16 protein-coding genes are annotated in these 24,414 nt (G+C 51.3%); 6 read left to right on the top strand and 10 right to left on the bottom strand.

The window, feature by feature from the left end; all coding sequences use genetic code 11:
* Window positions 1-116 precede the first annotated feature (116 nt).
* The gene (locus P2H89_RS34810; RefSeq protein WP_275836103.1) at window positions 117-398 is read right to left on the bottom strand and encodes a zinc ribbon domain-containing protein; all 282 of its coding nucleotides are present in this window, start codon (window positions 396-398) and stop codon (window positions 117-119) included.
* A 248-nt stretch (window positions 399-646) separates the two neighbouring features.
* Here P2H89_RS34810 and P2H89_RS34805 point away from each other — a divergent pair, with 248 nt between their 5' ends.
* From P2H89_RS34805 to P2H89_RS34790, 4 genes are all read left to right on the top strand, one after another.
* Window positions 647-1,231, top strand: coding sequence for a peroxiredoxin-like family protein (locus P2H89_RS34805; RefSeq protein WP_275836100.1), 585 nt, complete (start codon window positions 647-649; stop codon window positions 1,229-1,231).
* 90 nt (window positions 1,232-1,321) lie between these two features.
* The gene (rpiA, locus tag P2H89_RS34800; protein ID WP_275836097.1) at window positions 1,322-2,026 is read left to right on the top strand and encodes a ribose-5-phosphate isomerase RpiA; all 705 of its coding nucleotides are present in this window, start codon (window positions 1,322-1,324) and stop codon (window positions 2,024-2,026) included.
* Between the two features lie 42 nt (window positions 2,027-2,068).
* Window positions 2,069-3,514, top strand: a complete 1,446-nt coding sequence (locus P2H89_RS34795) for a PLP-dependent aminotransferase family protein (protein ID WP_275836095.1) — start codon at window positions 2,069-2,071, stop codon at window positions 3,512-3,514.
* A gap of 405 nt (window positions 3,515-3,919) precedes the next feature.
* Window positions 3,920-4,237: a hypothetical protein gene (locus P2H89_RS34790; RefSeq protein WP_275836093.1), complete on the top strand. Its 318-nt coding sequence runs from the start codon at window positions 3,920-3,922 to the stop codon at window positions 4,235-4,237.
* Between the two features lie 54 nt (window positions 4,238-4,291).
* Here the strand turns inward: P2H89_RS34790 and P2H89_RS34785 are convergent, their stop codons facing one another.
* Window positions 4,292-6,769 (bottom strand): TIM-barrel domain-containing protein, encoded by a 2,478-nt coding sequence (locus P2H89_RS34785; protein ID WP_275836091.1) that lies wholly within the window; start codon window positions 6,767-6,769, stop codon window positions 4,292-4,294.
* Window positions 6,770-6,904: 135 nt separating this feature from the next.
* Between P2H89_RS34785 and P2H89_RS34780 the strand changes: the two genes are divergently transcribed.
* Entirely contained in the window at window positions 6,905-9,394 is a 2,490-nt protein-coding gene (locus P2H89_RS34780; protein WP_275836089.1) for a glycosyl hydrolase 115 family protein, read from the top strand.
* Window positions 9,391-10,113 (top strand): DUF6250 domain-containing protein, encoded by a 723-nt coding sequence (locus P2H89_RS34775; protein ID WP_275836087.1) that lies wholly within the window; start codon window positions 9,391-9,393, stop codon window positions 10,111-10,113. Before P2H89_RS34780 ends, P2H89_RS34775 begins: the two co-directional genes overlap by 4 nt.
* An 11-nt stretch (window positions 10,114-10,124) precedes the next feature.
* Here the strand turns inward: P2H89_RS34775 and P2H89_RS34770 are convergent, their stop codons facing one another.
* The 8 genes from P2H89_RS34770 to P2H89_RS34735 form a co-directional block, all read right to left on the bottom strand.
* Window positions 10,125-11,582, bottom strand: coding sequence for an arylsulfatase (locus P2H89_RS34770; RefSeq protein ID WP_275836084.1), 1,458 nt, complete (start codon window positions 11,580-11,582; stop codon window positions 10,125-10,127).
* Between the two features lie 115 nt (window positions 11,583-11,697).
* Entirely contained in the window at window positions 11,698-12,948 is a 1,251-nt protein-coding gene (locus P2H89_RS34765; protein WP_275836082.1) for a M14 family metallopeptidase, read from the bottom strand.
* Window positions 12,949-13,022: 74 nt separating this feature from the next.
* Complete coding sequence (locus tag P2H89_RS34760) at window positions 13,023-15,911, bottom strand: TonB-dependent receptor (RefSeq protein WP_275836080.1); 2,889 nt, start codon at window positions 15,909-15,911, stop codon at window positions 13,023-13,025.
* A 206-nt stretch (window positions 15,912-16,117) separates the two neighbouring features.
* Window positions 16,118-17,245: a glycoside hydrolase family 88 protein gene (locus P2H89_RS34755; protein WP_275836078.1), complete on the bottom strand. Its 1,128-nt coding sequence runs from the start codon at window positions 17,243-17,245 to the stop codon at window positions 16,118-16,120.
* A 107-nt stretch (window positions 17,246-17,352) separates the two neighbouring features.
* Complete coding sequence (locus tag P2H89_RS34750) at window positions 17,353-18,150, bottom strand: rhamnogalacturonan acetylesterase (RefSeq protein ID WP_275836076.1); 798 nt, start codon at window positions 18,148-18,150, stop codon at window positions 17,353-17,355.
* Between the two features lie 34 nt (window positions 18,151-18,184).
* Entirely contained in the window at window positions 18,185-20,089 is a 1,905-nt protein-coding gene (locus P2H89_RS34745; protein ID WP_275836074.1) for a rhamnogalacturonan lyase, read from the bottom strand.
* A gap of 177 nt (window positions 20,090-20,266) precedes the next feature.
* Window positions 20,267-22,855: a carbohydrate-binding protein gene (locus tag P2H89_RS34740; RefSeq protein ID WP_275836072.1), complete on the bottom strand. Its 2,589-nt coding sequence runs from the start codon at window positions 22,853-22,855 to the stop codon at window positions 20,267-20,269.
* A 293-nt stretch (window positions 22,856-23,148) separates the two neighbouring features.
* Window positions 23,149-23,760 carry a hypothetical protein gene (locus tag P2H89_RS34735; protein ID WP_275836070.1) on the bottom strand — a complete coding sequence of 204 codons (612 nt, stop codon included), beginning with the start codon at window positions 23,758-23,760 and terminating at the stop codon, window positions 23,149-23,151.
* Window positions 23,761-24,414: the final 654 nt, after the last annotated feature.

Here is a 24,414-nt window from a genome sequence, read left to right as displayed (position 1 = left end):
AACGGATTAAAAACCGCATTAATGAACCAGCCGTTAACAAAAAGAGGGTATTACCACCAGCAGGAAGCGGTGGCAGAATGGGGTGAGATACAGATCGTAGAGGATAGTTTCATACATTATTCCACAGCCATGGTGTGGATCTTCCATCTTTCCAGTTTGTGCAGGTTGCGCGTAAAAAAGCTGGCTACAAAACCGGGGAAGCCAACGCTCTTTAATTTGCCCCTTACCTGCACCTTCATATCCTCAACTGTAATGTTGCGGACGGTGAAACGGCCATCTTCGTAGCAATGACTGCAGTACATGACGTTTCTGCTACCATCGCGATTGGTGCCTCCACCGTGTTGGTCCCGCTTCATCGGCATTCCGCAGGACTGACAGTATTTGTACACTCGTTCCATAGCAGTTGAATTTGACGTTATATACAAGTTAACCAATTCCTCCGAAAATCACGCCGGATGCGGGTTTTGTTTTTATTCACAGGAATATTTTTTTTGAACATGTATCTCTCACACAACCTTACTTCGTTGAAACCCACTTGTTAAGAAGCCGACTCAACCGGTAGATTAAACGCTGGCTATTTTCAGAGCTGTCGCATAGACGACATTTTACGGGTACTGTGGGTATTAATTTTACCAAAAACATAGTCATGAAAAAACTCTTTTATCTATTGATGCTCATTTTTTCCGCCAGTTTATCCCTTGCACAACAACCAGCAGGCGGACTGGCCCCCGGCGATGCAGCTCCATCCTTTAGTGGCAAAGACCAACAAGGCAACACCATAACCCTGCAGCAGCAATTGGAAAAAGGGCCGGTTGTAGTGGTCTTCTACCGAGGCTACTGGTGTCCCTATTGCAACCGCTACCTGAAAAAACTGGAAGACTCGCTCTCGTTGATCACCGGCAAGCAGGCCTCGCTGGTGGCTATTACTGCCGAGAAACCGGAAAACATTTCAAAGACGGTTGACAAGACGAAGGCCAGTTACCCGGTTTTGTTTGATGAAGGACTGAAGATCATGCAGCAGTACAAGGTGCAATACGCCGTAGACCAGGCAACGATCGATCAATACAAAAAATACAAGATCGATTTCAATGAAGTGAATGGCAGTAACGGGGCCAACCTGCCGGTACCGGCCGTATATGTGATCGGCAAAAACGGGAAGGTCACTTACCGATTTTACAATACCGACTATACCAAACGACCCTCCGTGTCTGAAATAATCGCGCATTTGTAGTTCTCAGTCCGGTGGGCGCACGACAAGCCGCTCGCCCGCCGGATTACATTGAGCCCAATCATTTACCTTCGGGTTCATAATTATGTTTATATGCTCACGGCCCAGGACATCAAGAAAAAGGTAGGAGAACAGGCAGCACAATTCATCAGGCAGGGTATGACGGCTGGCATCGGTACCGGCTCTACTGCTTACTGGCTTATTATGGCGCTGGGTGAAAAAGTAAAGGCCGGTCTCGATATCCGTTGCGTACCAACCTCCACTCATACTGCTCGACTGGCCCGGGAACAAGGCATTCCGCTGGCGGAGCTTAATGATGTGGACTCGATCGATATTACCATCGATGGGGCCGACGAGATCGATCCGCAGGGCAACCTGATCAAAGGCGGCGGCGGCGCCCTGCTGCAGGAAAAAATGGTGGCTGCTGCCTCGCGCGAACTGGTCATCATAGCCGACCATACCAAGCTGGTTGACCACCTGGGTGCTTTTCCGCTTCCTGTAGAGGTGATCACCTTCGGTTGGAAGCAGGTACAGCGTTTCATAGAACAGCGCTATGGCGTAAGCAGCCAGCTGCGCCTGAAAGACGGACAACCACTCCTTACTGATCACGGACATTATATACTCGACGCACACTTCAACCAGATCATCGACCCGGCGGCCTTGAATACAGCACTCAATACCCTGCCCGGTGTGGTCGATAATGGCCTCTTTATAGGAATGGCCACCCAGTTCGTGATCGGCTATCCCGATGGTACGGTGAAAACATTGCCGGCCTCCCGCCCCTCTACCGCCGAATAGATCAAATTTCGTTACATTTGACTATATCAGATCACTCAGGTCATGGGCAAAGCGAACTTCACCTCCGACGATCATATCTACCTGCAGGTAGCCGACGGCATTGAAAAAATGATTGCCGGCGAGATACTGCGCATTGGCGATAAACTCCCTTCGGTGAGGGTGTTGAGCGAAGAATATGGTATCAGTATGGGCACGGCCTTCCAGGCTTATTATCACCTCGAAGGCAAGGGCCTGATCGAGGCCCGCCCCAAATCCGGCTACTATGTACGGTTCAACCACCGGCGGTTCCCCGCCGTGCCGCAAATGCTGCAGCCCGAACCGGTAACCACCGACGTTACGGTACAGGAAATGGTGATGCGGATCCTGAAAAGCACGGCCTCCGACAATGTGACCAACTTTGCCCTTGCCTCACCCGCCATCGAACTATTGCCTACCGCCAAGCTCAACAAATCAGTTGTACATGCCCTGCGCAATGGCAAAGATCATTGCATAGGTTATGAAAACACCGAAGGCAACCCCGAACTGCGCAAGCAGATTGCGCGACTCGCTTTCAACTGGGGTGGTAAGGTAAGTCCCGAAGAAGTGATCGTCACAACAGGCTGTATGGAAGCGATCGCCCTCAGCCTGCGTGCCGTTACCAAACCCGGCGATACCGTGGCAGTGGAGTCGCCTGCTTATTTTGGTATATACCAGGTGATAGAAAACCTGGGATTGAAGGTTGTGGAGATATCATCCGACCCGGCCACCGGGCCCGACCTCCCCTGCCTCGAACAAGCGATCCGTGACCTGCGCGTCAAGGCTGTGATCCTCGTACCCAACTTCAACAATCCGGCAGGCAGCTGCATGCCCGATGAGCACAAGAAAAAGCTGGTGGAGATCATCACACAGCACAACATTCCTTTAATAGAAGACGACATCTACGGTGAATTATATTTTGGCCGCCATCGACCCAAGACTTGCAAGTACTACGATACAAAGGGACTGGTGATCCACTGCTCCTCCCTTTCGAAGTCGCTGGCCCCAGGCTACCGCATCGGCTGGGTGCTGCCTGGTCAGTACCTTGAACAGGTAAGCTCGCTGAAACAAATGCACACCATCAGCAGCCCTACCCTTACCCAGGTAGCAGTTGCGCACTTCCTCAGCATTGGCCGGTACGAATACCATCTTAAAAACCTGCGCAAGGCGCTGCACACCCAAAGCCTGCGGTATATACAAGGTATCATGCAATATTTTCCTGAAGACACCCGGATATCCAGGCCGCAGGGTGGCTTTGTACTATGGGTAGAGTTGAATCCCAAAGTGGATACTTACGAGTTGTGCACCGAAGCGCTGAAACACCAGATATCCATTGCACCCGGCAGGATATTCAGTAACAGCTGCAATTATTCCAACTATATGCGGATAGGCTACGGAAGCCCCTGGAATGACAAGGTAGAGAAAGGACTAAAGACATTGGGCAACCTGGTAAAAAAGATGATGAATCAATAACAATACCCTACTCACGGTATGCATTAGCCCCAATTTGAGCTATATTCGGGAGATTTTAAAAATAAGTGCTATTTAACAGAAAAAAGAAGAGGTCTTTTTTGACCGTATCAATATCCTGCTGTACATTTGTTCCAGTTACTTATGCCACTGGGAATTCTCACTTCCCAGTCTACCCAACCAGTACACGATCACCCATTTTTAATGCATTTATTGTATTGCTGTAGATAAGCCGTCTCCGGCCGGGCTGGCTCTATTATCAGCAGTAATGCGATACAAGATATTAACCGAGCTGTTCTTTATCACTACCCTGGTTTTAGGCTCTGGGGGCTCACCACTTGTAAAATGGTGTGTGGGCCCTTCTTTTTGTAGCATCCTTTCCCGTACTCTATCAACAACACTTTGGTCATGCAAAAGAAGAATAAACCTATCGATAAGGCTCCTGATGGCAGGCAGCCATTCAAAGAACCGGCCAGCCATCCGATGGTCGTATTTGCCAAGTTTTGCGATAACTATCAGTTACAGGAAGCGAAAGATATTTTGTGGGAATGGCTGGTCACCGCATTGGGCAAAAGCCCCAGTCTTTACGACGAAGGCTCTGAACGAAGTCATCTCTTTTTCTTTTATGAGAATATGGAAGCATTGATAGAAGCCGTTCATACCATACAGGCAAAACAGGATCAACGGCTCCATTCTTCACCCAAACCACCAGACAAGAAGGAGTAAACCGGCCCTTCGGCAACAGCAGGAGGTGCAATCCTTTCAACAGTTCCATATTCCCTAAAACGTTACCCTTATTTCGGCATCTTGACCCGAAGCCGGTTGCATGGAACCTTTATTCACCGGCAGCCACAACTGTTGCTGCGCTTTATCATAGTAGTAACCATCTTCACCGGCGGTTTCTTTGGATGCGGCAGGCTTCCGTTCAACGCCGTTGACGAATACTTTGGCAGGTTGCTGAACAGCGCGCCAGCCAACCAGGTAACTTTTTATGGTTGATGGGTAGTTCCCAATTGCCTTGCCTATATTTAACCGAAGGTCCTTTCCTGTCATGGCTGTTTCCAGCTTCACCAGTGAATACTTCCCTTGCTGGTAAGCCAGGCTTCTTCCATCATCTTCATACACTTCGAAGGTTCCATTGCCGGGGTACACTTCAAGCGTAAGTTGGGGCACCGGCCGTTCGCCTACATAATTCATCACCGGCTGGCGCGGTATAATACTGCCCGCTTTTACAAACATCGGCATGATATCGAGCGGCGTTACCACGTGAATGTATTGTCGGCCACTATATGACTTGCCCGTCCAGTAATCGAACCAATCTCCTGCGGGCAGGTATACCGTTCTTGTTTGAGCACCCTTGGTCGTGACCGGGCACACCAGCAAGTTATCGCCCAACAAATACTGATCGCCGATCTCATGCACATTCTTATCATCCTGGTACTGCAACACCAACGCACGCATCAGCGGCAGACCTGTTTTGTATTGAACCCAGGTATTGCTGTACAGGTAAGGCAACAGGCTATACCGCAATGAATCGTATTTCTTAAAATTGCGCAAGCCATCGGCGCCATAGTTCCAGGGCTCCTTATAGCCGGGATGATCCATTCCAAACACCGTCGCTACCGGACTCAGCATTCCAAACTGGCACCAGCGCACATACAACTCCGGATCAGCATCATGCTCAAAGCCGCCCATGCAATGCGCCCAAAAGCCCACGCCCGATACGCCGATATTCAAACCCGCTTTGATCACCGCCGGGAAATACTGCCACTCGCTGGGCCAGTCGCCCGCAAAAATGTACGGATATCGTTGAATGCCGGCATAGCCCTCTCGTGTTTGGTTCAGTCCACGGATGCCATTGAATTGTTGAAACTTTTCATAAGGCGCTTTGGCATAGGCCACCGGGAATACGTTGTGCAGTTTTTCGACGGCTTTTCCGGTGGGCCCCACCTTGTCGCTCTCATTGGCCAGGTGCCCAAACGCACTGCCTTCATCTGTTTTCAGGAAACGTGCGCCAATGGAGGCCACCCGCATCACGCCGCTTTGCCACCAGAAGTTCACGGCATTCGAATCGAAGAAGTTTACGAACTCTCCGGCATAATTACCTTCCTTATAGGTGAACCCCAGTTGCTGGGCCGTATCAAGCAAACGGATCTTATTACCATTGTCGAAACGCGGACGCAAATGCAATCCCACCATATTAAAGCCCATCGCATACAGGCTGTCGAACATACCCTTGGGATTGGAAAAGGTTTCCCGCCATTCGAAGGAAGTGGCCCCCTTGCCCCCATTTTTACCGAAGATGCGCCAGGTAGAATCGAGCCACAACAGGTCGACGGGTATACCCATCTCCCGCAGCTTGCGCGCCAGGGCGATCACATAAGCATCGGATGTATTTTGCTCATGCCCCCAGGTGCCGCCCGAATAGGTACCCACCTGCAAACCCAGCGCAAAACGCGGTAATAAGGGCGAGCGTCCCGTAAGTGCCGTGTATTGCTCCAGGATAGCGGGGAACCTGGGCCCGTAGATAAAATAGTAATCCAGCTCGCCACCATTGGCGGTGAAGCGATGCGCATCTTCGTAGGTAGCCCCCATATCCCAGGAGCTGGCAAAGGAGTTATGCAAAAAGATGCCGTATCCCTGTGTACTCATGAAAAAGGGAATGGGCGAATAGTTGGCCTCGAGCACATTGTAGGCCCCTACTGCATGGGGCAACCCTTTGCCGCGACCCACATTGAGGTTCACTTGTTTACTCCGGCGGTTCAGGAAATCCATGCGCTCGCCGAAACCGAAGAACTGCTCATCGGGCTGACAAACTCTGGTACAACTCACCGTATCACCTTGCGTAACCATACCACCTGCCCTGCCAGCCGGCAATTTTTCGGACGACAGCAGCTTGCCGGCCGCGTTATAGATATCTATACGTACGGGCGACTTGTATACCCGTACCTGCAGTTGCGCCGTTGCGAAACCTGTATATTCTTTTGTATCTTTTATTTGCAACGCTACAGAAGGCCATTGGTATTGCACCACCATCAGGTTCTCGTTTGGCTCAAACGATCCGCTCCAGCTGCTGCGTATGCGCACCATGCCTGGTGTGCAGAATTCGAGCTGGAGGCGCGCAGTAGTTGTCGTAAGCTGAATGGTATTATGATTTCTGGTAAAACTCCCTTTCACAGTACCCATGCCGGTTTGGGCAGTAAGAGAGCAGCAAAAGGAGGAAAGCAGCACAGCAGCAAGCAGGATCCTGGTAAACATGCAATCGTAGAATTTATGAATAAGTCGGATTACTATGATCGCAATGTAACAGAAGCCGGGGGCTCAACCATCCTGTAGCTACAGGATGGATTCTGACCAATTAAGTGTAATTTCCACACCAGACAACTTGCCTGTATGAAACAAACCTTCCTGCTAATCACCTTGCTGTGCAGCCTGCTGGCAACCAACGCCCAAAAAGGCCCGCAGATCTCCGTGAGTGACTCCCACCGTTCGGGTTATTTCCCCCTGGTACACAAAAGCAATGCCGCCGTTATCGTCGTGGAACCGCCGGCAAGCCGGGTCGTTCAGATCGCCGCCGCAGCGCTTCAAAAAGATATACAGACCATTACCGGTCAGCTTCCAGCTATTCAGCAGGAGCTGCCTTCGAATACATCCCTTGCCGTGATCATCGGCACCATTGGCCAATCATCGCTTATTGACCAGCTCGCTCAACAAAATAAGGTCAGCACTGTTGGAATTGCCGGTCAATGGGAAACCTTCAGCGTATCAGTAGTCGATAAACCGTTACCTCCATTACAACAAGCATTGGTGATCATCGGCAGCGATGCACGGGGCACTGCTTTTGGTGTATTTGAATTTTGCCGCATGATGGGCGTATCGCCCTGGAGCTGGTGGGCCGATGTGCATCCGGAACGCCGCCAATCGCTTTATGTAACACGTGGCAGTAGTGTACAGGGGCCACCCTCCGTACAGTACCGTGGTATTTTCATCAATGATGAAGACTGGGGCCTGCAGCCCTGGGCAGCGCGGCACCTCGATAAGGATGTAAAGGATATTGGCCCCCGTACGTACGAAAAAGTGTTTGAACTACTGCTGCGCCTTAAAGCAAATTATATCTGGCCCGGCATGCATCCCTGTACCAAAGCATTTTACTATTATCCCGAAAACCCAAAGCTGGCTAAAGATTACAGCATCGTCGTAGGCTCCAGCCATTGCGAACCGATGTTGCGCAACAATGTGTTTGAATGGTCGGAGAACTTTGAACATGAATACGGCAAGAAGCCCGGTGAGTGGCGATACGACCTCAACAAGAATGAGATCTATCATTACTGGGAAGACAGGGTGAAGCAATCGGCTGGCAATCCTTCTACGTATACCGTTGGCATGCGGGGCATTCACGACGGTCACATGCCAGGGCCCAATTCCATTCCCGAAAAAGTAAAGCTGCTGGAGCAGATCATTACCGACCAGCGGCACCTGCTGAGCACCAGCCTGCAGCAATCGATCGAAAAAGTACCCCAAATATTTTGCCCCTATAAAGAAGTGCTCACCATCTACCGCAACAACATGCAGTTGCCGGAAGACATTACTATCGTGTGGGCCGATGACAACCATGGTTACCTGCGACAGCTATCCGGCGCCAGGGAGCAACAACGCAACGGCGGAAGCGGTGTCTATTATCACCTGTCGTACTGGGGCAAACCCGAAGACTACCTGTGGTTAAGTACCATCTCTCCCTCATTGATCTCCTATGAAATGAACCGGGCCTACGATCACGGCGCTAAGAAGCTATGGGTATTTAATGTAGGCGACATCAAACCTGCCGAAATGGAAATTTCCTTTGCGATGGACCTCGCCTGGAATGTCGGCAAATGGCAACCCAACGATGCTTATACTTATGATTACCACTGGGCCCGGGAGACCTTCGGCCGCAGGCAAGCCATTGAGGTTGCCACCCTTAAATCGGAATATTACCTGCTTGCCAATGCCGGCAAACCCGAACACCTTGATCGTATTGCCTTCACCGATGCTCAACTCGACAAAAGGGTCGACGACTATCGCCAGCTGCAATGGAAAGCGAAAGACCTGTACAAGCGCATACCACCCCGGTTGAAAGATGCTTATTATCAGTTGATCTTATACCCCATCGCCGCTTCGGCCCAGATGAACCGGAAAATATTACTCGCCCGAAAAAGTCTGGCACTCGCCGCCGCTGGCAAGGATAGCGCCTTATATTATGCAGCAGAAGCACAGGCGGCCTTTGAAAATATCAAGGCACTCACTGCCGTTTACAACGATAGCATTTCGGGCGGCAAGTGGAAAGATATGATGAGCTGGCATCCGCGCGACCTGCCGGTATTCAACATGCCACGCGTAGCCACACAAGCCATGATCGACAGTGCAAAACATAAAGGCCCGGCTGCTGTTGCCACCACTCCCTCTAAAGCCTATACATTCCCGGCAACCTCGTACGACTACCACAAGGTACGTGGCGTAGCTGCCGTGATCGGACTCGGCTTGAACAGAGCAGGTGTTACCCGCGTAACCCGGGCCCCGCAATTCGACACGAGCTTCACCAATCAGCCCTTCACCATATATCAGTTCAAGTTGACACCGGGCAGCCACACCATCAAAGTAAAATGTGTACCTACACAAAGCGTTAACGGCAGCGGCAAACTTCGATATGCGATCGCTATCAATGACGAAAAACCGCAGATCGTCAACCTGCATGCCGAAGCGGATGCGCAGCCCTGGGACCAGAACGTTTTGCGCGGATACTCGCTCGGTAAAACCACGCATACCGTTTCAGCAACCGGCTACTCGACTCTCAAGATCTACCTGCTCGATGAAGGCATCATACTGAGTGAAGTGGAAATAGAATGACCCAACTAAGTAGCTCACATACCACCCGCCTAATACTGATCTGCTTTCTGCTGGCTGCCAGCCGGCAAAACCTAATTGCGCAGGACACTATTCCTTATAAAAAGAAGGAGCTGCTGTTCCGTGACGACTTTAGCCAGCCACTCGATGCCAATACCTGGCGCGTTGAAATGATGCCCGCGGCGGCATCATCAGTGTATACGAAGAATGGGCAGCTGATCATCGATACTAAAAACGGTGTCACGGTATGGTTGAATAAAAAGCTGGAAGGAAATATCCTGATAGAATACCGGCGCACCGTGGTGATAGAAGGTGGAGCAAACGATCGCCTGTCGGACCTCAATCAATTCTGGATGGCCAGTGATCCACGCAACCCACAACACTTTTCGCGGAATGGCGTTTTTGAAACGTACGACTCTTTACAACTTTATTATGTGGGTATGGGAGGCAATACAAATACCACAACAAGATTTCGTAAATATGAAGGCAACGGCAACAAACCGTTGCTACAGGAATGGCTCGATAAAGACCACCTGCTGCAGGCCAACAGCTTTTATAGGGCGCAAACCATCGTGCTGAATGGACTGACGCAGTTTATTGTGAACGGTATTCCATACTTTACCTGGAAAGATCCTGCCCCATTAACGACCGGTCATTTTGGATTTCGATCTACCTGGTCGCGGCAAGCCATTGAGGAGATCAGCATTTACAGGATTGAATGAATATAATACGCTCACCTTTCCAAACCCACGCTGCTGTTCGCCTTATTCTCTCCCGCCAGTAAGGGCCATTGTGCATCGGGCACATGGGCTTCCTGCATATAAGCCGCTATCTGCTTAACGATCTCCGGGTGAGCGGCAGCTATATTATTCTTCTCCGCAGGATCGGCCGCCAGGTCGTACAGCTCCATAGGTCCGTCTGCCTCTTTCGACACATTCAGGCGCACGCCTTTCCATTTTCCCCAACGCACGGCCTGCTTGCCACCCTGCTCATGAAACTCCCAATAGAAATAATTATGCGCACGCTGCGGCTTACCGGTCAATGCCGGAATGATTGAGATGCCATCGATCTGTTTCCATACCATGATATTCGCCAGCTCCTGAAACGTAGGGAACAGGTCCCACCAGGCAGCCGGCTGTTCATTCTTAACGCCCGCTTTGATCTTCCCTTTCCAGCTGGCAATAAAGGGTACGCGGATACCGCCTTCATACATATCACGTTTGATGCCCCGCAACCCGCCGTTGCTGTTGAAGAATTCCGGGTCACCATGATCTTCCCGGTGCGGACCGTTATCACTGGTAAAGATGATGAGCGTGTTCTCAGCCAAGCCATTTTGCTGCACATACCGATAAACTTCTCCCACATAACGATCGAGCCTCGATACCATGGCGGCAAAGGCCGCATGTGGATAAACACCCTTGATCACTCCTTTGGAGGGCGCACCCGGAGGCGTTGGTATATCGTCGTAGGCTTTTACGTAATGATTGTATACGCTGTCATCATGAGGCAGCTCCAGTTTGGCATGTGGAAGCGTATAAGGCAGAAAGAGAAAGAAAGGTTTCCTGCTGTTCTCTTGTAAGAACTTCATCGCTTCTGAATGGATCTTGTCGGGCGAGTACAGGGAATCACTGGTTATATTACCGGGAAACTCTACCCGGCGGTCATTATCCCACAAGTGATCGGGAAAATAGTTGTGCGCCTGCGACTGGCAATTGTATCCATAAAAACGTTGGATGCCCTGCTTCAACGGCTCGCCGCTAGAACCGGGATACCCCATACCCCATTTGCCGAATGCTCCGGTGGCATAGCCGGCCTTCTTCAATACAGCCGCAATGGTGAGCGCCGAATCGGGCAGCGGGAATTGCCCTTCTGGCTTGAAACCCCGGTTGCCCCGGATAGCAGTATGCCCTGTATGCAGGCCGGTCATAAGACTGGCGCGCGAGGGGGCGCACACGGTAGTACCGGAATAGAACTGGGTAAACTGCATACCGGTAGCGGCCAGCTTATCGATATTGGGAGTGGTAAATTTCTTTTGACCATAGCAACCCAGGTCACCATAACCGAGATCGTCGGCCACGATCAGGATGATATTGGTAGGTTGCCTGGAGGGACCAGCCTTTTGTTGAGCCAGCGCCGCCACAACCTGTAACAAAGAAGGAAACAAGAAAAGCGTGAGGGCAATATTTTTCATGTGTGGAAATAATGATCGGTTCACAAGATAACAGAAACAATGCAGCCATTGCTCAAATAGCAGGAAACATACATCGTTTATCGAAGGCATTCACACAACGGCACAAGCTCCTCCCTTACGGTACCCGCTCCAGCAACAATTGCATCATGGCTTCTGCCGCTACCTTGCTTTTCTGTATGATAAACTCCCGCGATGTATTGTCGCCGATCTCATACACCAAAGCTTCAGTACCATAATTCTTGAACAAGTAACTGAAAGAAGTAGAAGTAGGCCCCTCGCTATAAAGCGGCTTAATGTTTGGCTCATAACCAGGTATCCGTTGTTGAAAAGCCTGCAGCCAGTCCTTTATGAACCCGGGTAGTGATCCGCGCAGCGCCGGATCAACTATGTAAAATATATCATCGTGGGTGGAATGGAAGTCAAGGCCAAACCACAACTTATTGCCGGCTCCCGTGATCTCTTTTTCCAGCAATGATCGCATGGCCCTGGTCTCGGGCTGGTGGAAAGCCTGCCAGTCCCGGTTGATATCAACCCCACCGGCATTGTGCCGCCAGAAGCCTTCATCCACACCATCCGGATTCATGAGCGGTACCACATACAACAGAAACCGTTCGCGGAATGCTGTTGCCAAAGAATCGTTCGCAGCCACCCTTTCCACGAAAGCCTGTTCCGCCAGCTGACCGGTTACCTCGGGCGGATGCTGCCTTCCAATGATCAGCACCCTGTTCCTGCTTTGGAGATTACCCGCCTTCAGCAACATGACGGGCCTTCCCCAATGCGTTTCGCCTATGGTGGACAGTGGCCAGGACATCTTCCTGCCCAACGCCGCCGCCCATTTGTAAACGTCGGCGGAGGTATATAGCTCCTGCGCTGCCACCCAGGTCGTATCACGGCTCACCTCGATGCGAAACTGGTAGGCTACCGACAGCGTATCGTCCGCACGCTTCACCCGTTCACCATTCACCGCGCTCCAGTTGCGCCCGTTCTTACTCACTTTGGGATTATACCGGTGACTGGCGCCTTGCTGGTAGGTAAGTTTTATGTTGATAGTACGGGGCCGTTTCGACCAAACTTTAAATGCATACCACGGACTTCCATTGACCGGCGTATTCTCCGAAGTGATCAAAATGCTATAGACAGAGTCGTTCTCCTGTGTAAGCCCGTTTAGCCGGGCGGCCGGAAACTGATTACAGAATTGAACATCGCCGCGGGGAAAGGTAAAGACGCCTTTCCACTGCCTTTGCACGGGCCGGCTTTCGGTAGATACAGCTTTAATGGACCCCTGCCCCTGGAATTTACTGGGCAGCTGGGCTTGCACTGCCTGTAAGAATAATAAGAAAAGAAAGAGGGTAAAGAATTGACGCATGGTATGGGTGTATCCGGTAAAGATACAACACCCTACTCATTGAGTAGACTTACTTACTAAATATCACTCCGCGATCAAAAGCGGCCACGTCCGCCACCGCCCCCGCCACCATTGCCCATCGGCCGGCGTTGCTGCATACTACCTCCATTGTTGTTACCCTGTTGTCTTCTGCCACCAAAGCGGTTGAGGTTGTACATGAAAGTAACTAGGAAGTAGCGACGCAGGGTTTCCGTATAAGAGTCTTCGATGTAATACTCATTGATGGTACGGTCGATATTCTTATTCTGATTAAGGAGATCCACTACACTGAAGCGCAGCTCACCATTGCGCTTTTTGAACAGCACCCAGGCAATGCTGGCATTCCACAAAGGAATGGGCTGGTTGAACCCATCCGCACGGCCACTGTTCACAAAATAATCAAAATCGCTGCTGATCATTACCCGTTTGAGGAAGGTATAAGTAGCATCCAGTGAATAGTTGTGGTTGAAATACCGGTTGTTGTTATTCTGCTGGAACCCGTAGCGGGCATCGTTGTAATTGAAGTTGGCACTGGCACCTACATCGAGTTTCTCGGGAATATTATAGTCGAAGCGGATACGCTCACCCAGGCTGGTAGTCGTATTATATCCCATTACGCCTTCCTGCTGACTCACATCGCGGTTGTACCGTACGCTGCTGGTGAGGTTCACGTTCATCGGGCTGCGCTTACCGGTGGTCACTTTAACCAGCGGAATACCAATGGTGCCGGAGAACGAAGCATTCCAGGCGCCATCCAGGTTCACCGGACGTATCAATTGCACGGTTGAGTTCACCTTCTCCATGCTGTTTACGATCCGGTTGCTGATCATGGTAGCATTCAGGTTCAGGTTAAAGAACAGGAAATTGGTTACGTTGAACGTATTGTAACTGAAGTTGAAGTTATTGGTAAACTCCTGTTTCAGGTTGGGGTTACCGGTACGGTACACCAACTGATTGCTTTGATCCACCACATCCTGCAACTGGCTGATGCTGGGAGCCCGGGTGCTGCCGCGGTAACCGAAGCGCAGACTCTTGCGGGTGCCAAGATTATAATTAAAGTTGGCATTGGGGAAGAAGTTGGTATAGCGCTGACTCATGGAGCTATCCTTGCCGGTCATGGCACGATGGCTCATGTTCTTCAGGGTGGCAAACTGCACTGCGCCGCCCAATTGGAAGTCATACTTCAGTTTCTTTACGCGGAAGTTGGTACCTACCCTGCTCGAGATAAAGGTATTCTCGAAGTAGTTGGTCTGGTTTTTATTCACGCTATCGTAAGCGCCGGTATTCTGAGCAAAGTCAAACACCTTGCGATCGCTGGTACTTTCATTGACCGAGTAAGCATAGTTCAGCTCCAGGATCTTTCCTTCGGCCAGCATCTCTGTCAGGGAGGAGCTTACCGTGTTGTTGAAAGAACTGGTGATCTGCTCGTTGTGTTGACGCTGATCTCTTCTGTAATTAAGGGTACTATCCGGTTTATAATAATTGTAGGGAGAAGAGTTGTAACCATCACCTTCGCTGTCATTCACGGCTGTATTCCAGCCAATGGTGAAGGTGCGGCCCGGCTTTTTGAACCGGTGACGGTACAAGAGGTTGTTATTGAAGCTCACCCCATCGCGCTGATTGCTGCGCGCACTGGTGCCCTCGATCGCCTTATAATGGTTTTTAGGAGAAGCCGCTACCGTGACGATTGAATCGAAACTTTCCGATTCAGACTGCTGTATTGAGATATTCGGTGTCAGCAGGATCGAGTTCATGCTATCGATCATATACTCCCAACGGAAACCAAAACGGTGATTGAGGTTATCATTGCGCTGGTACGATTGCTCGTCGCTGAGGGAAGTAGAGTCATTCTTGAAAAGATTCTGCCGGTAGCTCTTGCTGCGATTGATCGTGCTGGTATTCGACACAAAGTAGTTGGCGTTGAACTCCATCTTTTTTCCCCAGTTATCGCGGTAATTCACGCCCACATTCCAGTTTTTGGTATTGCCATTGCCGGCGCTGCCGCCTCCGCCACCACCGCCGCGTCCGCCACGACCACCGCCGCCGCCTCCGCTAAATCCACCCATACCGCCCATGCCACTCACGACGTCGGTAGCCGTAAAGCCAAGGCGATTAATGTTATTGGCACCGCCCACAATAGAGAGCCGCTGGTCTTCGTCGAACATATTGAGTGAAAGATTGCCCGTATAGCGTTCGCTGCTGCCCCCACCTACCGTGGTGCGGCCAAACAATCCTTTTCGCCTGTCTTTCTTTAGCTTGATATTGATGGTACGCTGGCGGCTGCCATCGTCGATCTTGGTAAACTTGGCCTGGTCGCTCATATCGTCAAACACCTGGATGCTTTCCACCATTTCGGCTGTCAGGTTCTTGGTGGCCAGTTTTGGATCGTTACCAAAGAACTCTTTACCGTCTACATATACCTTAGGGATATTTTCGCCTTGTGAGGTTACATTACCGTCCTTGTCGACTTCTACACCGGGCAATTTCTTCAGCAGGTCTTCTACCGTTGCATTGGGCTTGGTCTTGAAGGCACTGGCCCTGAACTCGACCGTATCTTTCTTAATGGTAATGGGCGGCACGGTTACGATAACGCTGGCCAGCATGGAAGTATCCGTCTTCAGTTTGATGGAGTCGAGGTCGATCACCGGCCGGGCGGCCGTAATATCGATGGAGCGGTTGATAGGCGCATAACCGGTAAAGCTGATACTGAGCAGGAAAGCACCGCCTGGCACGTTCTTGATCTCGAAGGCCCCGGCTTTATCTGCCACAGCAAAACCAACGGCTGCCGAATCCTCCTTACTCATAATGGTGATGGTAGCGTCGGGCAGGGGCAGGTTGTTCTGCACATCCACCACCTTTCCTTTAATGCTTCCCGTCACCTTCTGTTGGGCCAAAAGCGCCGGGCTCACAAGCAAAACCGTTAATACGAGTACCAGTAACTTCATGCGTTGATTTTGGGGGTATGTCCTTTATTGGACGACACCGTGTACCAAAACCAGCAAAAGCAGGCTGATCTTTTTTTCTTTGGACGCCATTAAACCCCGGGCCGGTGACGCGGTCCAATGGGGTGCCTTATGCAAAGACGTCAGTTGTTATTATCTTGTCGTCGGGGATGGCTGATTACCAACGGTTCTCGTATATGCGCTGAGTGCTACCGTTTTAATTGATACACTTCCGAACCCGCCAGTAGAAAACAACCAAGCCCATAATCTTCAAAGTCCGGGATATTGGTGTATCCTACGGGCTGACCATCTTTGGGCTCCTTACCCGTACCTTGTACATATCCCAGCATTCCGGTAGGGTGCAGACAATCCTGCACCAGCGCATTCCAGGCCTTCCCCAAAACAGGCAGATAAGTCTCTTTATCGATAACCTGGTGGTTGATGCCCCAGGCCATGCCGTACACGAATAAGGCAGTGCCGCTAAGCTCCTTACCGCCAAAATGGGTTGAATCGTGCAGGCTCACATTCCAGAAGCCATCAGCGCGCTGAATGGGTAATAGTGCTTTCAGCATGGCCTTATAATCCTGCAGGTATTCTGCAAAGTGAGGATCGGTTTTCGGCAGCCACTGCATGGTGCGCACCAATGCGGCCACTACCCAGCCATTGCCGCGGCTCCAGTAGCAATCTTCGCCATTGGGCTCCTTATAGGGAGGCACAAAGTCCTTATCGCGCCACCAGAGCTGCTCGGCAGCATTATAGAGACCATTGCCGCCGTGCTTGTATTTGGCAAAACTGTAGAGGTCGTACATCTTGCGGTAATAGGAAGTATCCTGGTAAATAGCGCCCAGGCGGGTATACACGGGCATAGCCATTTGCAGGGCATCGATCCAGTTCCAGTCATCCTGCTTCTCACTCTGTACCATCAAATCGATGGATGCCTTGATGTCGCGGATATGGGTGGAATCTTTGCTTTTGAGGAACAGCTCGATATACGTTTGCCCGCAACATTGGTTATCGGCATTGCGGGTGCGGATGCCATCGCGCAGGCCCCATTTGTGTTTATTGCCCCAATCGTAGGCATAGTCTATATAAGCCTTCTTCTTATCGATGCGGTAAAGCTCCATCAGCCCTTCGTAATAAACGGCACGGGTCCAGATATTGCTTGGCCGCTCGCGATTGGTGATGATCGACTTACCCGGGTCGGGCCATTTCGCCATAAAATACTTGTTGGCCAGGGTCATGGCCTTCAACACGTCCTTCTTCTTTGGTACGGCTTGCGCATACGTCGTAGCCGACACCATCACAGCACCCAATGCAATGGCAAGTTTCTTATACATATTACTCGGTTGTACGGTTCAAAAATTACAGATCGCCTGCACGCTCGCCGACACGGCCAACTTTCCATCGCCCCATAACCTTACCGCCCTCTCTGCGATCACGTCGTTTATTTATTCAGGAATTTCCTGAGGTCACAATCTTTCAATCCGGCGATCCCTTTTACCACGATACCGGCATTGACCTGTGCCCCTTCTTTATTGGTATGCGTATGATCGGCGGGGAAGAAGGTCTTCACCTGGTCGGGCCCCAGCTTTTCATACTCATCGGCAATGTTATTATTCAGGTCGATAAAAAAGGCGCCGGTGGCAGCAGCCGTTTCACGGGCCCATTTGCCATAATCTTCATTGGCGCGGTTTACTTTACCTTCTTTGAAATTATTGCGCGGCACGGGCGAGCAAATGATCGCTATTGCACCTTTGGCTTTTGCCTCAGCAACATACTTACGCATGTACCAGCCGTAGGTATAAACCACCTCCTGCTTTTTCGTGATGGGATTGTAGATCTCCTTGCTTTCCTCACCAATGCCACGAATGGTACCGCGGGCGCGGGCGGTATCGTCGAGCGGACCGGCATCGTTGTGACCAAACTGCATGATCACATAGTCGCCCGGCTTCAGCACATCGAGTATCCTTTGCCAACGCCCTTCATTGATGAAGGTACGGCTGCTGCGGCCACCGATGGCATGGTTGCGCACACCGATCGAAGTGGTGTCAAAGAAAGGGGCGACGAGACTGCCCCAACCCCACTGATTGTTGCTGCCACTGCCATCGCCATTGCGAACGGTAGAATCGCCAATGATATACAAAGTAGGTTTCTGTTGCTGCCAGAGCACGAATGAAAGCGAAGCGACCACAAAAAGGGAAAGTGCCGCTGCGCGAAGGAATTTATAAGGCCTGCTGTTCATAGTAGTTTGCTTGGTATTGATTGAAGACGGTTTGTTATTTGCGGGCGTTGTCACGACCGGGTGCAATTTGCTTTATCAGTTTAATTTTTGGCACCGGTGGCGGCTGCATGCCTTCACCAAGGTGAAAGCCGGTATGCGGTGGCTGGTTATACGCCACATTTTGCCAGGCGATGCTGAGCCGGTATTGCGGATCGTGCATCAGGGTATAGAACCGGTGTGTGGTAGGAATGGTGGTGGAGAAGATGCGCAACTCCTGGTTATCGGCCGTGCGATAGATTACTTCCTCGCGCCAGTCGCCCCATATATCTGCACTTAGTACAGGATTTGATTTGGTACCATTGTTATGGACACAATTGTATTGAGCAGCCTGCAGCAGGCGATCGGTCTTACTATTGAGGTAGTCCCATTTATCGATGGTGGTACCGTTGAGTATTTCACTCAGTACATCGCCATCCCAATAGATACCCATATTGCAGGCGGGTGTGCGATCTGCTATCTTATTGCCTTTGGCATCGAACATACCGGTAATTCCTGCGCCAGCCACCCAGCATTCGTAACCAGGATAGCGCGGATCGATGTCGAGCGCCAGTCCGCGGCCGGGACCTTCGCCATCATCACCCGCTTTTACCGAGGCTTTCTTCCAGATCACTTCGCCGGTCTTTGCATCGCGAAAATTAGCGCCGGCGTCATCAAACCTCTCCTGGATATCGAAAACCTCCAGGCCTGGCCTCGAGGGGTCGAGGTCGGTAACATGTAATGCATCGCCATGCCCAAGGCCGGTTGAATACAATCCTTTGCCATTGTCATCGATGGTCATGGCGCCATACACGATCTCATCTTTTCCATCGCCATCCACGTCGGAAACAGTGAGGTTATGATTGCCCTGTCCCGCATAGGCAGGGTAACCGTTTTGCGTATCGAATACCCAGCGTGATGTCAGTTTGCCGTTCTTCCAATCCCAGGCAGCCACGACTGTGCGCGTATAGTATCCGCGGCACATCACGAGGCTGGGGTGCACGCCATCGAGGTAGGCGATACAGGCCAGGAAGCGGTCCATGCGGTTGCCATAGCCATCGCCCCAAAGCGATTTAAGGTCGTTGGTAGATGGATTGAGTGAGGTAGGATATCGTGCAGGAATATAGTCGGTGGTGAAGAGGGCAGCGCCGGTGAGTCCATCGAATACAGTAAGGTATTCAGGTCCGGCCAATATATAACCTTTGTCATTTCGATAATCTTTGGAAGAGTCGCCGATCACCTTTCCTTTTGCATCGATGCTTCCGTCGGCAGTTTTCATCGCTATTTCGGCCCGGCCATCGCCATCGAGGTCATACACCATGAACTGCGTGTAGTGTGCGCCTTCGCGAATGTTGCGACCAAGATTGATGGTCCACAGCAGGGTGCCATCCATTTTGTAAGCCTGGAAGATGGGCGGATCGGTAATGCCTGCCTGCGAATTATCGCGCCCTTTGCCAGTTTGGTGAAGAATGATCTCGTACTCGCCGTCTCCATCAAGGTCACCCACCGAAGCATCGTTGGGTGCATAACCCGCCGGTGTTTTCAACGGCAGCGACACATAAGGTTGCGTGCCGGGCTTCAGGAGAAAGGGAGCACTGGCAGCACCCTCCTTTCCCTTCAGCAGGGTTTTTACAAAATAGGATCGACTGTTGGTTGTGTCAGGGTTGGTATCAATAAAAGAAGTGCTGTTGGAAACCGGTTGCTTGTTGAGCTTAATGGCTTTGCCATCGGCTTGCTGCCTGTACACGTTGAAAGCAATATCGCGGGAGTCGGTGCCGAAGAGTCGCCAGCTGACGAATACTTTACCATCGGCCTGTGCAATGGCGTGCACACCACGACCGAGCCATTCCATTTGGCGTTGAGCGGATACATACGTCAACAGATGCAAAAAAAGCAGGCTGAGCAGGAGCGTTTTCTTTTTCATATAGCGGTCGAAAAGGTAGCCCAAGCCCTGTAGTTCTCCATCCTGTACTGTTCTGTCAACTCCTTTTATACAACGAACAAAAAATACCGGTAAAGCAGGTAGCTGCACCCTGGCAACCAACCTGCAATACCGGCATCAATAGCTACGACAGCGCATTAACCGATTCTAAAAAACATGCTATTGCTTCATGACTTTGGAAGAAGTCACTACTCCATCTTTGATGATCTTCACCATATACCATCCGATACTCCAGGAAGCGCCTACAGCGATCCTGTTCTGCGCTTTGCCTCGTTCTACCAAACGGCCTGCTGCATCATACGCTTCATATCCAAAAGCGCCCGGAGCAGTGAGTTGAAAACTGCCGTAGGCAGGATTGGGATACACGGCTATTTTGGTTTGTTCAGCAGCAGATAGTATTTGATTCATGGCGATGCGTGCACTGGCGCAGGCTACAGCCACAGGATTGTTACCGGTAATGGTGATGTTGTCGATATTGGCGGGACCGGTGGCATTCACCGCTTCCAGCCGCAGGTTCACGGTACCGGCAGGCAGGGAAACATTGGAGGATACATTGGTCCAGGTAGTCCAGTTGGCGGTAGCCGGGAAACTGATATTGGCCACGGTGGTGCTGCCATTCACGAGAAAGCGTGCAGGCCTGTCGGCGCCGCCACCGTTGGAATATCTCCAGCTGAGTGTATACGTTCCGGCGGCGCCGGTGCTGATACGCCAGTTTACGCCGCTATTAGCAGCATTGTTGGCATTGGCGAAACCGGCGCCGGTAAAGCCGGCATTGTTGTTATCGACTGTGCCTTCCACACTGCAGAAGCCATTGGTATTTTCTTCGATCGTGATGCTGGTGCCACCTGTAGGCGGTGCTCCAACCATCACAATGTTGGGTGTGGGCGGCGCGCTCATGTCTGTACCGAGATAAAAGCCGGGATGTGGTGGTTGATTATAAGCAGTGTTCTGCCAGGCAATGGCCATGCGGTATTGCGGATCGTGCATCAGCGTATAGATGCGATTGCTGGCCAATATAGTCGTAGTATAAATTCTCAGCCCGCTGTTGTCGGAAGCACGGAGGATCACTTCTTCGCGCCAGTCGCCCAGGATATCGGCACTCAGGTTGGGCGTTGCTTTGGTGCTGTTGTTGGAAGAAGTGCCGCTGGCCGATAGTAAGGCCGAAGTCGTAGACGTATTATAATCCCACTTGCTGACAGTAGTACCATCGAGCAATTCGCGCGACAGATCCGCATCCCACCAAACGGCAAAGTTGATGGAAGGTTTGGAAGTGGTGATCTGCACACCTTTCACCGTATAAAGACCACCGCGTGATGCCCAGCATTCATACCCTTTATAACGGGGGTCGATGTCGGCGGCGAGGCCACGGCCCACGTCGGTGCTCGGCTCGGCCACCGTCCACAGGCGTGCGCCGGTAGCGGCGTTCACAAGCGCAGCGCCTACCTGGCCATTGCTGGCCGGACTTTCATAGGGTTGCCATATTTCAAGGCCTGCCCTATCGGGGTCCATATCACTTACGTGCAGCGCATCGCCATGGCCCATGCCGTTGGCCCAGGAGCCGGTGCCGTTGTCGTTGATGGCGCTCGACCCATTGATGGTTTCCTGTTTGCCATCGCCGTCGATATCGGCTACGCTTACCTGGTGATTACCCTGACCCGCGTAAGAACTGTTACTGTTGCTGTCGAAGTTCCAGCGCTGGGTAAGCTGACCGTTGCGCCAATCCCAGGCCACGCGTACGAGGCGGGTGTAATAGCCGCGGCCGAAGACCATGCTGGGCCGCTGTCCATCTACATATGCTACGTTGGCTACGAAGCGATCCACGCGATTGCCGTAGCTATCGCCCCAGGATGATACGGTACCCCGTGCGGGCAGGTAATTGGTGGTGGCCATGGCAGCGCCGGTTTGCCCGTTGAAGACGGTGAGATACTCTGGCCCGGTAAGAATATAACCGCTTGTATTACGGTAATCGGCCGAGGCAGTACCGATCACAGTGCCTACACCGTCTACGGTAGCGTCGGCTGTTTTACAAGCTACTTCGGCTTTGCCGTCGCCATCGAAGTCGTACACCAGGAACTGGGTGTAGTGAGCGCCGGCGCGGATGTTGCGGCCGAGATCGATGCGCCAAAGGCGGGTACCATTGAGTTTGTACCCATCGAGGTACACGTTGCCGGTGTAACCCGACTGCGAATTGTCTTTAGCATTGGAAGGTTCCCACTTCAGTACGATCTCGTATTCGCCATCACCATCGAGATCACCTACCGAAGCGTCGTTGGCGGTGTACGTGTAAGCCTCACCGCTGGGCGTGGTACCGCCGGCAGGGATTTGCAGGGGCACATTGAGATAAGCCGTCGTCGTTACATTGGCGCCCGCAGAAGCGGCCTGTTCAACACCACCGATCACGGGCCGCACGGTATAGGTGCTGTTGGTGCTGATGGCATCGACAACATTCGTAGAGCCGGTGATGGGAGAAGCGTTGATCTTGGTGGTGCCGCGGTACACATTGAAGCTGATGCCAGCGGGATCGGTGCCGAGCAGGCGCCAGCCAACATATACCTGGCTGCTGCTGGTGCGTACGGCTACGACGCCCCTGCCCAGGTATTCCATCTGGTACTGGGCGCGGGATGCGATGCCGGTTAACAGGAATAGTGCAATCAGGAAAGGCTTACACCTGGCCAGGAGACCAGTGAAGCGCATAGGAGCAGGGCACAAGGCTGTGCCCTGATAGGAACAAGGTAGAGAACTTTTCATATGGCTTTTATTTGGTTATGGAAAGCAAGTTGCGCCCGGCAGGCATTTGCTGGCAGCTTTGGTTACGACATGAAACATCCGCACGCACGAATCGGTGCATGACAACAAAGCAGCTTTCGAAACGTCATGGCAAACGTTTCACCTAACCGGGGAAAACACAAGCTGATAAATTCCTGGTGGAGAGTTGGAAGCCAGGAGTAAATACCTGCATGTAGATTGCAGTCTTAATAAAAGCGTAGATCAAGCAAGCAGATAAATTTAGATTATCCTTCACAGTTGTCTATCCTGCACTGTCATGGGAAAGTTGGTGCAGGAGAAGGGGTGGCGGGATTTGCGGAACGCCTGATTGCATTAACCAATGATTCAAGGTTTACGAAATCCGCGTGATTGTTGAAGTCACACATCCTACCTGTTTCATCGGGCCTGAATAGAGCGATGGCGCAGCGGGGATCAACGTGCAACTGAGCAACCGGCTTGTTTACAATATCGTAAAACACAAATACATCGAGGAAGGCAGGCGCGCAGGTTTTGTTGGCAGTAAAGCTGTCGACGCAGGGTGCAGCCGTAAGCAGCGAAAGCAATTGCCTTACCTGTTTTGAATCGAGATCGATCACACGTGCATTGGCTGGAAATACATTGTTGTTAGTATCTACGATGCTGTAGCCAGTCTCACCCACAAAGTTCACTTGGCTAAGGTCCATAAAAGCGCCTGAATCTGTGGTAGCAGCGATGGATTGCTGCGGGTCGATAGAAACCAGTACAACGCGATCAAATGGTTGTGCGGGGAAACCGGTGGAGTCGAACCAACGGTTGGTAGGCACAGCGGCACTGCTGTTGTCCCCACAGCCAGCCCATAAGGCGCCGGCCAGGATGAATAGCGAAAGCAAATAGATAAGTCGACGCATAAGATAAGGCTATTCAGACTTCGGAATGCCAAGCCCAGCAAATAAGACCAGACGGTTTCCACTCATTGATCAGTCTCTACAATTTTCGATTACCGGCTTTAAGACGCAAAAACTGCCACTTTCCATATAATCCGTGTAAGTTTTTTTTGGGTGCGAGCGGCATTGGGGCAGGCTGTTGTCTGCGTCCCTGGCCCTGGTTGTTCTGGTGCTGCTGACAGGTTTTTACTAGACCGATTTCTTGGCGCATGTGCTATTAAAGCGAATGAGCTTGTACTTCCCTACAAGAAGATTATGCAGGAATGCTGTGAGTTTTTTTGGACAATGGGCCCTTCGGGATTGGTCCATACCAACCCATTTTTTCGGTTGAGATTGGCGGGGACCTGGTTCGCTTCTAAACCGAAATCCGGTATCTCCTTGTTCGTATTTCGTTCGCTTCTTGTTCGGTACTCCTTCGCTATTTTGCGAAGGTTTCCTAAAGGAATAGCGAACAAATACCGAACAAGTACCGAAGAAAACAATAAAAAGGCCCAGGTGTCCTTTGCTAAAATAACTATACAGGTTTCCGGTGATGTCTAAAAGGGTTATACAGTAAAATAACCCTGTCTAAAGTAGTTATACAATGTTAGATAATTTCTTGCTTATTTGACTATACAG

The organism is Paraflavitalea sp. CAU 1676 (assembly GCF_029223285.1).
Lineage (GTDB): Bacteria > Bacteroidota > Bacteroidia > Chitinophagales > Chitinophagaceae > Paraflavitalea.
The sequence above is the reverse complement of the archived record's forward strand: the minus strand, read 5'-3'. Positions and strand labels throughout refer to the sequence as shown.